The organism is Alcanivorax sp. UBA3183 (assembly GCF_002364155.1).
GTDB lineage: Bacteria > Pseudomonadota > Gammaproteobacteria > Pseudomonadales > Alcanivoracaceae > Alcanivorax > Alcanivorax jadensis.
In genome coordinates, this window is the sequence record NZ_DEXN01000006.1 from 67,744 (window position 1) to 82,199 (window position 14,456).

The window sequence follows — 14,456 nt, forward strand, 5'->3', positions numbered from 1 at the left end:
GAATAGTTAACAGCGTCGCGGATTGGAGTTTGCCGGTATCTGAGATGCAAGAGGCCGCGCTCATATTTGGGCTCGGCCTCTTGCGTAAAAATCAATAAACCTTGACAGGTGATACAGGAAACGCAGCCTTCACTGTTCACTGTTCACTGTTCACTGTTCACTGTTCACTGTTCACTGTTCACTGTTCACTGTTCACTGTTTGCGCCAGGCACGCAGCCGCAATGGCCATCGAACCGTGCGCTGTGTATTCCCCCAGGCTTGTCTTAGCCTTGGTGCGAAGTCGTCCAGCGGGTTCTCCCCGGCTCGGGCGGCCTGAACCAGAGCGGACCAGGTGTCCAGATAGCCGAGCATGTCGGTGGCGGACCAGCTAAGGCTGATGGTGTCACCAGGGTAGGGCAGTGCCGGCCAGGGCAGATCGGCGTCCGGGTAGCCGGCGATCACCTGGGCCCTTTCAGGGGGCCACCAGGGCGCTAGCGGGCCGTCGTGAAAGTCCCGGATCATGCCTTCCAGTCCTGCCACCTCACAGATCCCGTAACTGATCAGCGCCAGCACGCCGTTGGTGCGCAGGGTGCGTTCCGCTTCGGCCTGAAAGACAGCTTGATCAAACCAGTGGTAAGCCTGGGCGACGGTAATCAGGTCCAGGCTGGCGTCTGCCAGCGGTAATCGTTGGGCCATGCTGACCAGATAGTGGCTCCGCGAGGCCGGGGCTGCCAGCAACTGCTCATGGCTGATGTCGGCACCTAGCACCTGCTGGAACCAGGGCTCCAGGCCCTGGCTGGCTTGTCCGCTGCCGCAGCCCAAATCCAGGGCACGATCATGGCCAGCACTCTGATTGCTCAGCCATTGGAAAAGGGAAGGGGGGTAAGTGGGGCGAAACTGCTGGTATTGACTGCCGCGCTGAAACAGCGATTCAGTCACTGAAAAAACCGTCATCGTCGAAGTGGGCAGACCACAGTCGGCCATCCGCCCGTTCCAGATCCAGGGCAATACCTGCCAGGAGCTGGCCTTCCGGAGCCGCACACCATGCCACAGTGCCGTAGAGATGATAGGTGCCGTGCTCTTCGAGCAGGGCCACCCACAGCTCCACATCGGTATTGGGCTTGATCGGAGCAGGCAGCTCAATGCTGATGCCCGCTAGAGAGACATCGTGTGTGGTCAGATACAGACGATCAGCGGGATCCAGAGAGCCTGACTGGCTGGGTAGCAGGGTTAGCGCCAGGTTTTCTTCACGTGAGGTGCGGGGGAAGCGACGATTGTCCATTGCCGTTGCCATAGGATTTATCCGTAAATCATTCTGTCGACGGCATAGGCGGCAATCGCCATGGTGGCGACTACCCCTGCCAGGAACAGCAGGAACAGCAGGGCGGGTTTAACCGTTTTCGGCAAGGGTTCGGTTTCCCGTGGAGTGCGGGTCTCCTGCGTTTTACTCATCAGCCATCTCCCTGATTTGTGTGGATACTTTACAGTATCAGCTATCCGCCGACGATAGGAAACTGGTATCGAATCAGGCTGCTACTTGAGTGTTGGATTGTCGGCCGAATGCCAGACAAAAAAGAAGGAGCCCTGAGGCTCCTTCTTTGGTGGGTTGAGATCAGCGCGGAATTTAGCCGCCAATCTCGATCTTCTGGAACATGTACTCATGCACCGAATCGGACATCAACGGTAGATAAGATACCAGCAGCAGCGCTGTCAGCATCACCGCGATGGGAAGCAGGAACTTCTCATAGCGACGGAAGAAGCTGCCTTCCTTCAGCTTGGCCGATTCTACCTCGGCTTCGCCGACTACCTGTCTCGTCAGCAAGTGGTTGAGTGCCACCGGTGGTGACAGATAACCCAGCTCAAAGGCTACCAGGGTAATCATCCAGAAGTGCAGCGGCGCAATGCCGTTGTCGAAGGCTATCTGTGCAATGGTGGCATTCACCAGGATCACCGCCCCGTAGGGGTCCATGATCATGCCGATGATCACCATGGTCACTACCAGCAGGGTCATGGCCAGCCAGACGTTGGCGAAGGTTTCCGGCAGGTTCTCCATGACACCGGAGCGCTCGATGATGCCGCCTACGCTTACGGACAGTGCCATCAGCATCAGCAGGGCACCAATATGGCCGGTGGTCTCGTTGGTGGCAAAACGCAGAGAGGTCTCCAGTTTTTCGCCAACCCCTTTCTCCGGTTCGTAATGGGTGTCGATATGCGGCTTTTTCATGAAGTACTGCAGCAATACCGCACCCCCGAGGAACAGGTTGCGCCACAACAGCCCCCAGAACAGGGACTCCAGATCCTCGGCGGAGGTGCCGGTGGGAATATTGCCAGCTTCCAGCATCGCATTGATGCCTACCAGGTTGTACATGGAGTACGCCAGGAGAGGAACCAGTACCACAGTAAACAAATGCAGGGATTTAGTGCTCAATTTCTCGTAGATGAGAATGGAAAGCAGCATTACCGGCAGGATGATTGGTGCATAGTTTTCGTTAAGCTCGGTATCCAGCAGGTCCCGGAAGAACACCAGCACCGTACCCATGATGATCACATAGGGCAGCAGTGGAACAAGGCGCTTGATGCTGGCCGGCACGGCTTCGGAGAAGGGGGCAATTCGGGCCGCTTCGGTCCGCGCAAACTGGCTGTAGATGAAGAACAGCAGCAGCGACAGGCCGAAGATCTTCAAGCCTGAGGTGAACAGTTCGTCCGTGGTTACGGAGTTGTTCAGGGCGGCAATGATGACCACCAGCAGACAGGGACGCAGTACCACACCCATGGAACCTGACATGGCAGTGGCAGCAAGAGCCAGCTGCTTGCGGGCGCCGGCACGGATCAGCTCGTTGTAGATAGTGGCACCGGCAGCAATAACGAAGATACCGGAGGCGCCGGTAAAGGCGGTAGGAATCGCAGTAACGGCGAGTACCACAAAGCACATCAGTTCCGGGGACATTTTCCACGGACGCAGTACATCAAACACCAGATGGGCCATCTTGGTCTGGCGCAGCATCATACCGATCCAGATGTACAGAGCCAGGCTCAGGAACAGGGTGGACAGTTCCATCATCATGCCCAGGTAGACACTGATACCGTGGTAATAGCCCTGGCTGACGAACTGGATGCCTGCGGTGATACACATGAAGCTGTACAGCGGAATGGTCAGCAGGGCTTTGCCCCAGCTACCGCCTTCTTCCAGATCCTTGGGGGGCTTGACCAACTGCCAGAGCGCGGCCAGGGACAGCAACGCGAAACCAGCGATCCAGAACTGGTGAAGATAGAAGTGGTTGACCTGAACCCCGTCGGCCATGGCGCTGACTTCTTCGCCACGGTAAATCCAGGCAGACATCAGCAACATCACATTGGCGGAAAGCTGGCCAAGACTGGAAACGAAATGGTCCTTGCGGGTCTGTGCCGGACGCAGGGAAATATGGTGACGTGTCAGGGTGGCTGTGGCAGCACAGATAATCACCAGAATACAGAGCAGCAGTCGCTTGTAGTGGCCTAGCGTGGTCACGATCTTGGCCACACCGCCTTCCAGGGTCCGGAATGCAATGACCCCAGGGGTCACTTTCTCCTGCACCATGGTGTAGGTGGCCCATTTCTCTCGGCAAATCTGCTGCGAGGATTCCAGCGAAGTACGCAGGGCGTCTTCGTTGACCTCGGTGCCGAACATGCCGGCAAGAGGGTCATCTGCCATCTGTTGTTTCTTTCTGATGATGGCTTTTTCCAGCTGTTCATCAATATTGGCGTCTGGATTACAGGTCGGTTCCTGGAGAATGCCAGCACCCCGTAACTGGAAGTAGCCTTCCCAGGTATTTTCACCAATTTTCAGCAATTGAGAGTGAATGACTTCCCCTGACGCGAGAAATACCGTCAGCAACAGGAGAATCAGGGTTGGTAGCGATGACAACCATTCACCGACGGAACGGTTCGCCACTTTCATAGAAGAAGGTTTGTCCATTGTGCACCCGGTTATTGTTATACCGTCTTGGATTGGGGGAAGAGGCAACCCATGGGCCCTCAAAGCCTTTTGCCGCATTCCAGGACAGTGTAAACACCTTGACTACCCGGCAGACGCAGGCCGGGTGACAGAAGTAGGTTGCTAGGGAAAACGGGGCCGCGAGACCCCGCTTGAATCTTTATAGGCTTACTCGACCGGATTAACGCATTCCGCGCGGGAAGGCTCTTCCTTGCAGCGCACCTTGCGTAGCAGGGACATCATGTCCTTGCTGTAAACGCCATCATTGGTCAGTGCAATACGGGCTTCGCGCATCATTTCGTCATAACGCAGCTTGTCGGCCTCGGGGATGCGAATCCACCACTTCTTGTCGACTTCGTTGTTGGCGTTCTCAATGACGGTCATGGCACGGTCGAACTGGCCGAGCATGTACTTACGGGAGCTGTTTGCAAAACCGTCCGGGAAGCGGTCTTTCTTCAGGATCACCTGGGCGGTCAGCTGGCCAAGCACGTAGTCGATCATGCCGCCGTCCGGCTGCATGCCCTTGTACAATTCCAGCGCGGAGTAGGCAGCAATGGGGGCAAAGCAGATGTCCACAGAGCCGTTGTTGAAACGGCCGGAGAAGTTGGTGATGTCAGACATTACCGGAGACATGCCAACACGGGACGCCATGCTGGCCTGGGCGCTGTCGTATTCCAGTACGGCGATGGATTTGCCGGACAGCTCGCTCACAGTGTCGATGGTGCGATCTTTCACAAACAGGTAGGCGGCACCCATGGGAGCAATGCCGCCCACTTCGTAGGGACCGGAAACCAGTTTCTCATTGATGGACGGGTTGCCGCTGGCCAGCACGGTTATGACGGTTCGCATGGCGTCATAGGAGGGGATGGCACCGATGGAGTCCAGGCTGCCGGTGTAGTTATTGAATTGGCGGCCACGGATACCGGTGAGCACGGCAGCATCACACTGGCCAGCTTTCAGATCCTCGGAGGCGATTTTCTCGTCAGTGTAGGGCTTCAGCTCCAGGTCAACACCCCAGCCGAGGGCTGCGGTCTTGTAATCCTTCATGATGTTATAGATGTCACCGTTGGCGCCGATGATGTCAAACACACACATGGTCCGCTCTTCAGCGGCCTGGGCAGGGCTGAATGTCAATGCAAGTGCAGCAGTGGCTGCAGTGGTAAACGCCTTCAAATAGCGCATGGCTTGTCTCCTGGTTACTTCTTAATCTAATTCAAAGCGGCCCCAACCGGGGCCGCAAACAGGCTTACAGCAAATCGTCAATATTGATCGCCGGTCCAGACTTGGCGGCGTCATCCCAGAAACTACCGAGACCACCAATAGGGGTGCGCTTACCGGTATTTTCTGTCCATTCCCGGTCGGAGATGCCAGTAACGATGAAGCCGGCAATGGCATCCATCATGGCATATTCCGGGTCCAGGTTTTGGTCGTTGGCGGCAAAGTCACGAATGGCTTTGCGCATACGTTCGTCATCGCCTTTGCTGAAGGCGCTCATGGCATACAGGGCACTGCCCAGACGAACGCCACCGTCAAAGCCGGCTTTGGCGGACGCTTCCAGTTCTTTCCATGGCTCGGCATTGGGCGGAGCCAGCATCGGCAACAGGTTCCAGACAGCAGCACGGGCACCGCGTGGCACACCCCACCACTTGTCGTTCTCCAGGCACTTCATGTTTCGCTCAACCTTGGCAGCCAGATCGCGGGGTACACCCACGGCGCCATCGGATGCGCCATCATTGAGCAGGGCCTGGACACCGGAGATATTGCCGACCATCCATACCAGTTCGTCGAAATCGGTTTTCAGCTTGGGACATTCGCCTTCTTTCTGTTCACCAAAGGCGGTGAGCATGTTCTGGTAGGCGGTATACTGTCGCTGTGCTGCAACCGCAGACCAGCGCTTCTGCTCGATGCGGGCGTCCTGGGCTTCGTTCACATTGCCATCCTTCACAGCACGCATGTAGCGCAACTCGGCATCGATGGCGATCTGTTCGGCACAGGTGGCGGCCGTGGTGAAGACCATGGCACCCAGCTTCTCGGGGTGAGAACCGACGCGTTCAAAGGCCATCAGCAGCGGAGTCTGGGCTTCGCCGGTGACACAGGCCATGCGTACATCATCAAACGTGAGCATGTAGGGAAGCATTTCGGAGCGGCCGAAGCTGATCAGCACGTCCCCGGTTGTCTTGTAGATGACGCCACAGCCTTGCAGAGCCAGGATGGCGCCCCCTACCAGGGCCAGACGGGAATGTCGTAACATTTTTGTCAAGGTCAGAGAACCCATTCTAAAGCTCCTTGTTATTGTTCTCGAATTAGCGGATTCAAAGGTACGAAAGTCCGTCCATTGGCACAAGCGGCAATTACAAAAAAGCCTGCAAGCAATTACAAACAATAAATTTGCTTTATGATGGAATACGTTACGTTGTGCAGCGCACCCACCAGGAAAGTAAGACTTTATTATGACCGACCATACTGATATCAAAGACATGAAGGCCTGGCTGGCAGGCGAGAGAAGCGGTGTTTCTCTGGCCATGAATACGGCCCGTGGCGGCTGGCGGATACTGGAGACGATCGGGGTGGTCGGTCGCCAGGGGTTAAGCTGGATGCTCGGCGATCGCCCGCCAGTACCGGCTTTGCTGCGCACGACCTTTGAATCCCTAGGTACCACCTACATCAAGCTTGGGCAGTTTATTGCCAGCTCGCCGTCGATTTTCCCGGAAGAGTATGTCGAGGAATTTCAGCGCTGCCTGGACCGTACCCCGGCACTGCCATTTCACTATATTCGCGAAACGATCGAGAAAGAGTTGGGTGGATCGCTGGAGTCTCTATATCAGTCTGTCGACCCAAAGCCATTGGCCAGTGCGTCTATTGCGCAGGTTCATGCGGCGAAGCTCAAAAACGGCCAGGACGTGGTGATCAAGGTTCAGCGGCCCGGTGTCCGTAATGTGCTGCTGACGGATTTCAACTTTCTCTACTTTGCTGCCCGGGTTACCGAGCGGCTGGCGCCAGGTCTGTCGCGCTCCGCCATTTCCGGTGTGATCGAGGAGTTGCAGGCCGGCATGCTGGAGGAGTGCGACTTCATCAAGGAGGCTCACAATCTCCAGGCGTTCAATGCTTTCCTGCGTGACACCGGCAATACCTCGGCTGTCGCGCCGGATCCGGTCATGTCTCACACCACCGGCAAGGTGCTGACCATGGAGCGCTTCTTCGGGGTGCCCCTCACCGACATGAATGTGCTCAGGCAATATACGGATGATCCGGCGCAAACTCTGATCTCTGCACTGAATACCTGGTTCTCCAGCCTGATGCTGTGCGATTTCTTCCATGCGGATGTGCATGCTGGCAATTTGATGTTGCTGGAAGACGGTCGGGTGGGATTCATCGACTTTGGTATTGTCGGCCGGATCCGCCGTGAGGCATGGGATGGCATGGCCAAATTCTTTGATGCCATCGGACGTGGTGATGTTCGCCAGATGGCGGAGGCCATGGCGATCATTGGCATGACCCGGGAAGAGGTGGATGTGGATGCGCTGGCGCGGGATATCGAAAGCCTGCAAGGGGCGCTTGGCCAGGTCGATCCGTCTGCTCTGGTGCAGGCCGACCGCAACGACAAGGAAGTGAACCGCTTGCTGATGGATCTGGTGAAAATCGGTGAGGGCCACGGCATTCGTTTCCCTCGCGAATTCGCCCTGCTACTCAAGCAGTTCCTCTACTTCGATCGTTATGTGCAGGTGCTGGCACCTGAAATGGATATGTTCAGTGATAATCGCGTCGATATGTTCGGCGCGATTGATGATATGCCGGGCGGTTTTCTGCACTAAAAGCAGCTAGCTACAAGCTGCACTGGTAGGGTAGGCAAAGGTTGGAATGTTCCTCGTGCTTCGTCATTTCTACGAAGCCGCTGTAGGAGCGGCGCTTGAGCCGCGAATCGCGCTTGCGCGGAAATCGACCGCAGGGCGATCAGACATTTGAGTGTTCGACAGGTCTTTCCAGAAAGAACGGCGGCTAGGTTTCTCCTTTGCCGCCTCGCTCGCTACGCTCGGTTCGCCATGCAAGCATGGGCTCCTACAACCTTTACTGGACCGCCTACAAGTAACTTCATGGAAAAACCTCGGGCAGGGCGCCGCGTGCTTTGCAAGTCCCTGCCGCGTCGCAGCTAGAAGCTTATAGCTCGTAGCTGCTTTTCACTCCACCGGATCCGCACATTCCCCTTTCGACGGATTGAGTTTGCAGCGAATCTTGCGTTGCAGGGTCAGCATGTCCGCATCGTAGTAGCCTTTTTCGCGCAAGGTCAGGCGAGCTTCCTGCATCATGGTTTCGTATTCGCGTTTGTCCGCATCCGGGATGTCGATCCACCAGCGGTCCGGTACCTTGGCCGCTTCCTGGTCCAGCCGCTCTTTGATCAGGTGGTAGCTGTTGAAAAACTCTTCGCGAACCAGCTGTGCCACCTCGTTGGGGAATTTATCCTTGCGGCCGATCAGTTGCATGGTGATCTGCGCCAGCGGGTAGTCGATGATGCCGCCGTCCGGTGACATGCCCTTGTAAAGTTCCAGCACCTCGTAGGCCACCAGTGGGGCGGCCAAGACATCGACGACGCCGTTGTTGAACTTGTTAGGGGCAGAGACGATATCGGAGGCGACAGGGGTGGCGCCGATTTGCGAGACCATTTCCGCTTGGGTCGGGTCATAGTCGAGGACGGCTACCCGCTTGCCCGCTGCATTGGCCAGGGTGTTGATGGTTCTGTCGTTAACGAACACATAGGCGCCACCAGCAGAGGCCAGGCCGAGAATGACGTATTCGCCACTCACCATCTTGTCGGCAGACTTGGGGCTGGCCATGACCTGCAGCAGGATTCTCATATGCTCGTCGCTGGGTACGCCGCCGATGGAATCAATGGTGCCGGTGTACTTGTTGAAAAGACGACCGCGCAGGCCAGTGATCAGGGCAGCATCGCAGACGCCAGCCTTCAGGTCTTCCACTACCACGCTTTCGCTGGTGTAGGCTTGAATATCCAGGTCCACACCGTATTCCAGCAGACGGGTGCGCTGGTCTTCGGCAGCTTTATAGATCGGTCCTGCGCGACCGGCGATATCCCAGATGCAGATGCGTCGTTTGAGGGGTTCGCCCATGCTGAAGCCGGCCACTTTCTGCATCGCGTCGATGCGATCGTCGAGGCTGCGGCTCTGGTCGTAGGCGATGGCGCGCAGCTTCTCAGCGAGCTCGGGGGTGAGCGATACACCAGGGGCAAACTTTTCCAGTTCCGCCTGTTGTGCTGGCGTCAGATTCAGTTGGTTGTCTGCCTGGGCGATCAGGGCGCCGATCAGCAGGGGAAGAATGAGCAGATGGCGAAAAAATGTCACGCAAGCCTCCATGGGCATTTTATTGTTTGAACCGGAAGTTGTTGCTTCAGGTTGAACGCCCATTGTGACAGTCGTGACCGATGAGTCGCTGGCTGGCCAGCCGGGATGGCTGGCCGCGATGCCAACGATGATATTGCTGCGTAATCCTTATTCCGTATCCTGGCTGCATTCGGGGCGCTGAGGATCCAGCTTGCAACGAATACGTTTCATGATCTTCAGCATGGTGGCGTCGTAGTAGCCGGTTTCGCGCAGTTTCAGACGCGCGGCGCGCATCATGCTGTCATATTCCTGTTTTTCATGTTGATCCACGTCGATCCACCAGGTTGCCGGGATCTGTCCCGCTTCTTTTTCCAAGGCGCTCTGGATAGACGAAAAGCTGTCTGCTGCCACTTCCCGGATCACTGCCGCGAATGCGGGAGGAAAACGATCAGTTTGACCAATCAACTGGGCGGTGAGCTGAACAATGGGGTAATCAACGATGCCACCGTCGGGTTCCATACCCTTGTAAAGTTCCAATACCTGATAAGCAACGAGAGGTGCGGGCAGTACATCCACGCTGCCGTTGTTGAACTGGTTGGGGGCCGTGGCAAGGGTAGTAGCCACCGGGGTGGCACCAATCTGTGCAACCATCTTCGACTGGCCGGGATCGAAATCCAGTACGGCAATCTTTTTCCCTGCGACGCGCTCCAGTGAATTCAGCCTCTTGTCATTGACAAATAAATAGGCGGCGCCGGCGGGGGTAACTGCCAGAGTCTGATATTTGTTGCTGACCATGTTTTCGCTGAGCTGAGGCAGAGCGATGGATCGCATCAGCATATCCATATGCTTCAGCGACGGTAGGGCGCCGATGGCATCGATAGTACCGCTGAAGCGGACGAACTGGCGGGCGCGAAAACCGCTCATCAGGGCAGCGTCGCATTGACCGTTTTTCAATGATGCGACCATGGCACCTTCGTTGGTAAAGGCCTCCAGGCTGATATCAATTTTATAGCGGAGCAAATCCAGGCGCAGGTTGGTGGCGCCGTTGAAAATGGGGCCGGAGCGACCGGACAGATCCCACAAACAGATATGACGCTTGAGCATATCGTCCGGGCCCAGGCCCATTTCCTCACGCGCTTCCGTCAGGTGTTTTTCCTGCTTGGGAGTCAGTGTCAGAGCCTGACTGGTGCAAGCCAGAGACAGCAGGGCCGAGCCCAGAAGGCTGGTAATAAGGGTGCGATAATTCCCCATGACGCTTCCTTTGTCATTCGTTGTCATGCTTATAGCATGTAGAAGGGGAGGGAAGTTTTACCGCCTGTATGACAATTGTACGCGGCGTCTGGTGGCGCCGCGTAATGCCCGCTTCAACGTCAGCTCAAGTGATGCTGCATTCCGAGCGGGTGGGGTCGAATTTGCAGCGTATTTTGCGCTGCAGATCCAGCATGTCGCTGCTGTAGTATTTCTGCGCACGCAGTGCATCGCGGGCATCCTGCATCATCACTTCGTATTCCCGCTTGTCCTTGTCAGGAATAGCGATCATCCAGCGCTCAGGCACTCGGCGTGTTTCCACTTCAATGCGCTTTATCACGTCTGGGTAGGCTTCAAAGGAGGCCTCACGAATCAATTGCGCCACCTCATTGGGAAACTTGTCCAGGCGACCGATCAACTGCATGGAAAGTTGTGTTAGCGGATAGTCGACCACGCCACCATCCGGACTCATGCCTTTATACAGTTCGAGAATTTCATAGGCGACCAGCGGGGCGGGCAGAATATCGATCTGGCCGTTGTTGAACTTGTTGGGAGCGCTGACGATATCGGTGGTAACGGGGGTAGCACCGATGGCCGCCACCATTTCTGCCTGGGTTTCATCATAATCGAGAACGGCAACCCGTTTGCCGGCAGCCTTGGCCAGGGAGCTGATGCTTCGGTCGTTAACAAAAATATGTGCGGCACCCGCCGGGTAGATGCCCATCACCACATAATCCCCCTGTACCATGTGACCAGCCTGTTTCGGATGAGCCATCACTTTAAGTAAGGTTTGCATATGCTTCTGGGACGGCACTGCGCCAATGGCATCCACACTGCCGCTGTAAAGATTGAACTGGCGAGCACGCAATCCGCTCATCAGGGCAGCATCGCAACGGCCGGCCTTGAGCTCATCCACCATGACGGTTTCGTTGGTGTAAGGCACCAGATCCAGGTTGATGCCGTATTCCAGGGCCAGCGCCCGTTGCTCCATAGCCGCATTGAATACCACGCCGTTACGCCCGCCGATATCCCAGATGCAGATGGTCCGTTTGAGGGTGCTGCCGGCGGGCATCTGATCCAGTCCCACCATCTGGCTGATGGCTTTAAGTCGGCTGCGAACCGGCATCTCTCTGGTGTAAAACACATCCTCGAGCTTTTCGAGGGTGGAGTCATTCAATGTGATGCCGGGCAGTAGTGCCTGGAGTTGCTGCTTTTGAGCTTGTGTCAGGTTGGCCGCGCTCAGTGATGAACACAGCAGACTGACTAGAAAGAAAAGGGTAATGGGGGTGCGCATGGTGATCTCCCTGATGCCGCATTCTTGTTATAGATAATACATTTATCACGCGCTGGCAGGATAAGGGAGAGCTTTGGCGCAGGGGGTGACCGCGTTACGGCAATCCCCGTCGAAAGGGTCAATGGTGGAGCGAGTTGAAAGTTCAAAGTTTAAAGTTGAAACGCGGGCAGGGCCGGGGGTTCATTTCAGTCCAGTGCCCGCGCTGCATTTGGCCGCTGGCACTGGACCGGACAGAGACGGTCCAAACGTGATCGCGCCTTTTCAACTTTGAACTTTTAACTTTCAACTCAGAGTTTTTACTTAGGCTGCGCGTCGATGGATTCCCCGTTCACATCGCGGCTGTCCGGGCCGAGCAGGAACAGGTAGGGGGCCATGATCTCGTCCGGGGTTTTCAGTGTCTGCGGGTCCTCGCCGGGGTAGGCCAGCGCGCGCATGTCGGTGCGGGTGCCGCCGGGGTTGAGGGTGTTGACGCGAATGTTGCTGGTGTTCTCCAGCTCTTCGGCCAGCACCTGTGCCAGGTTTTCGGTGGCGGCCTTGGAGACGGCATAAGCACCCCAGAAGGCGCGGCCCTTGCGACCAACACTGGAGGAGGTGAACAGCAGGCGAGCATCGTCGCTGGCACGCAATAGCGGCAGCATGGCCTGGGTCAGGTAGAAGGCGCTGTTCACGTTCACCTGCATGACCGAGTCCCAGGTGCCGACACCGTAGCGCTCCAGCGGAGTGATGTCGCCGAGCACGGAGGCGTTATGCAGGATGCCGTCCAGGCGTCCGAATTCCTTGTCGAACAGGCCGGCCAGTTCCTGGAAGTCTTCCGGGCGGGCCACCGCCAGATTCACCGGTGCCAGGGCTGGCTCCGGGCCGCCAGCGGCCTTGATCTCGTCGTAGACCTTTTCCAGCTTTTCCGGGGTGCGTCCCAGCAGGATCACGGTGGAGCCGTGGCGAGCCAGGGTCAGGGCGGCGCTGCGGCCGATGCCGGCGCCCGCGCCGGTGACAAGGATAATGCGATCCTTGAAAGCATCGGCGGGGCATTGGTAAGCCAGTGCTTGTGCATTCACGGATGATAATTCGCTCATGCGGTACTCCTTGTGTTCATCGTTTGCAGCAGAGGCAACAGATCGCTGCCCTGTTCCAGATAATAATCGGCCTGCCAGTCGTGGGGGTCATCATCCGCGTCGATATAACCGAAGGCCGCCACGGCGGTGGCCATACCGGCATTCTGGCCAGCCTGGATATCACGCAGATGGTCGCCCACGTAGAGGCAGTGGGCCGGGGTTACGCCGTCCTGGCGAGCCGCCATCAGCAACCCTTCCGGGTCCGGCTTGCGCTGTTTTACATGGTCCGGGCAGATTGCCGCGCTGACGCGCTGGTCTAGATGCAGGCCCGCCAGCACCGGCCCGGTGAACCGTGACGGCTTGTTAGTGACGATGCCCCAGGGCAGACCATTGGCATCCAGCCAGTCCAGCGTCTCTGCCATGCCGGGAAACAGGCAGGTATCCACAGCCAGATGCTGCTCGTAGGCGTTCAGAAGTTCATCCAGTAGCGGCGGAAATTCGGTATCCTCCGGCCCTGCGCCAAAACCAAGCTCGGTGAGCGCGCGGGCACCGTTGGAGACATTGGCGCGCACTGCGGAATAGCTGACTTCCGGCCGCCCATGTTGTTTCAGCAGGGTATTGAGCACCGTATAAAAATCCGGAGCGGTATCAATCAGGGTGCCGTCCAGGTCGAAATAAACGGCTTCAAGCTTGTTCATAGATTCTCTCTACAACGCCGCTGCAGGGGCGCCGCTTGAGGCGCGAAACGAGCGAAGCGAGTAACGAGGTTCGAGTTGCGAAAAGCAAAACCTGTCATGTCTTTCGCAACGCGTTACTCGTACCTCGAAACTGTTTTTTCGCGCCTCAAGCGGCGCTCCTACAGGGAAAATTATTCTGCTTTAACCGCGTGCATCAGGTAGTTCACCGACACATCCCGGTTCAGCTTGTACACCTGGGTCAGGGGGTTGTAGACCATGCCGGTGGTGTCTTTCACTTCCAGCCCCGCGTCCCGGGCCCAGCCGGCCAGTTCCGAGGGCTTGATCAGCTTGGCGTATTCGTGGGTGCCCCGCGGCAACAGGCGCAACACATATTCAGCGCCGACAATGGCGAACAGGAAGGCCTTGGGGTTGCGGTTGATGGTGCTGAAGAAAATCTGCCCACCGGGTTTTACCAGGGTGGCGCAGGCGCGAATCACGGATGACGGATCGGGCACGTGTTCCAGCATTTCCAGACAGGTGACCACGTCGTACTGGGCGGGCCGTTCCTCGGCGATCTGTTCCGCCGGAATCTGCCGGTATTCAACCGCTACACCGGCTTTTTCTGCGTGGATGCGTGCCACCGACAACGGCGCTTCACCCATGTCGATACCGGTGACCTCGGCGCCACGCCGGGCCATGCCTTCGGACAGCAAACCGCCGCCGCAGCCGATGTCGATGACTTTCTTGCCGGGCAGGCTGACGCGCTCGTCGATGTAGTTCAGTCGCAGCGGGTTGATGTCGTGCAGCGGGCGGAACTCGGAATTGGGGTCCCACCACTGATCCGCCAGGGCATTGAATTTGGCGATTTCTCCGGCGTCTACATTGGGAATCTGCGGTTGCTGT

General features: G+C 57.1%; 13 protein-coding genes. 1 reads left to right on the forward strand and 12 read right to left on the reverse strand.

The window, feature by feature from the left end; translation table 11 throughout:
* Window positions 1-192: 192 nt before the first annotated feature.
* From B3Q33_RS01600 to B3Q33_RS01625, 6 genes are all read right to left on the reverse strand, one after another.
* On the reverse strand, window positions 193-918 hold the full coding sequence (locus B3Q33_RS01600) for a class I SAM-dependent methyltransferase (protein WP_272975501.1): 726 nt from the start codon (window positions 916-918) through the stop codon (window positions 193-195).
* On the reverse strand, window positions 911-1,273 hold the full coding sequence (locus tag B3Q33_RS01605) for a PilZ domain-containing protein (RefSeq protein WP_272975500.1): 363 nt from the start codon (window positions 1,271-1,273) through the stop codon (window positions 911-913). The genes B3Q33_RS01600 and B3Q33_RS01605 overlap by 8 nt, the downstream gene beginning before the upstream one ends.
* Window positions 1,274-1,278: 5 nt before the next feature.
* Entirely contained in the window at window positions 1,279-1,431 is a 153-nt protein-coding gene (locus B3Q33_RS01610; RefSeq protein WP_156964860.1) for a hypothetical protein, read from the reverse strand.
* Window positions 1,432-1,603: 172 nt separating this feature from the next.
* Window positions 1,604-3,934, reverse strand: coding sequence for a TRAP transporter large permease subunit (locus B3Q33_RS01615; RefSeq protein WP_272975499.1), 2,331 nt, complete (start codon window positions 3,932-3,934; stop codon window positions 1,604-1,606).
* 186 nt (window positions 3,935-4,120) lie between these two features.
* Window positions 4,121-5,134 carry a putative solute-binding protein gene (locus B3Q33_RS01620; RefSeq protein ID WP_272975498.1) on the reverse strand — a complete coding sequence of 338 codons (1,014 nt, stop codon included), beginning with the start codon at window positions 5,132-5,134 and terminating at the stop codon, window positions 4,121-4,123.
* A gap of 64 nt (window positions 5,135-5,198) precedes the next feature.
* On the reverse strand, window positions 5,199-6,227 hold the full coding sequence (locus B3Q33_RS01625) for a hypothetical protein (protein ID WP_273009268.1): 1,029 nt from the start codon (window positions 6,225-6,227) through the stop codon (window positions 5,199-5,201).
* A gap of 175 nt (window positions 6,228-6,402) precedes the next feature.
* On the opposite strand from B3Q33_RS01625, the gene B3Q33_RS01630 reads away from it, so the two are divergent.
* Window positions 6,403-7,764, forward strand: a complete 1,362-nt coding sequence (locus B3Q33_RS01630; RefSeq protein ID WP_272974463.1) for an ABC1 kinase family protein — start codon at window positions 6,403-6,405, stop codon at window positions 7,762-7,764.
* Between the two features lie 363 nt (window positions 7,765-8,127).
* Here the strand turns inward: B3Q33_RS01630 and B3Q33_RS01635 are convergent, their stop codons facing one another.
* From B3Q33_RS01635 to ubiG, 6 genes are all read right to left on the reverse strand, one after another.
* The gene (locus B3Q33_RS01635) at window positions 8,128-9,321 is read right to left on the reverse strand and encodes a putative solute-binding protein (RefSeq protein WP_272974464.1); all 1,194 of its coding nucleotides are present in this window, start codon (window positions 9,319-9,321) and stop codon (window positions 8,128-8,130) included.
* A 129-nt stretch (window positions 9,322-9,450) separates the two neighbouring features.
* Complete coding sequence (locus B3Q33_RS01640; protein ID WP_272974465.1) at window positions 9,451-10,533, reverse strand: putative solute-binding protein; 1,083 nt, start codon at window positions 10,531-10,533, stop codon at window positions 9,451-9,453.
* 124 nt (window positions 10,534-10,657) lie between these two features.
* The gene (locus B3Q33_RS01645; RefSeq protein WP_272974466.1) at window positions 10,658-11,824 is read right to left on the reverse strand and encodes a putative solute-binding protein; all 1,167 of its coding nucleotides are present in this window, start codon (window positions 11,822-11,824) and stop codon (window positions 10,658-10,660) included.
* Between the two features lie 296 nt (window positions 11,825-12,120).
* Window positions 12,121-12,897 (reverse strand): YciK family oxidoreductase, encoded by a 777-nt coding sequence (locus B3Q33_RS01650; RefSeq protein ID WP_035246535.1) that lies wholly within the window; start codon window positions 12,895-12,897, stop codon window positions 12,121-12,123.
* Window positions 12,894-13,574, reverse strand: coding sequence for an HAD-IA family hydrolase (locus tag B3Q33_RS01655; RefSeq protein WP_273009269.1), 681 nt, complete (start codon window positions 13,572-13,574; stop codon window positions 12,894-12,896). Before B3Q33_RS01655 ends, B3Q33_RS01650 begins: the two co-directional genes overlap by 4 nt.
* 170 nt (window positions 13,575-13,744) lie before the next feature.
* Window positions 13,745-14,443 (reverse strand): bifunctional 2-polyprenyl-6-hydroxyphenol methylase/3-demethylubiquinol 3-O-methyltransferase UbiG, encoded by a 699-nt coding sequence (gene ubiG, locus B3Q33_RS01660; RefSeq protein WP_337896632.1) that lies wholly within the window; start codon window positions 14,441-14,443, stop codon window positions 13,745-13,747.
* Between the last annotated feature and the right edge of the window lie 13 nt (window positions 14,444-14,456).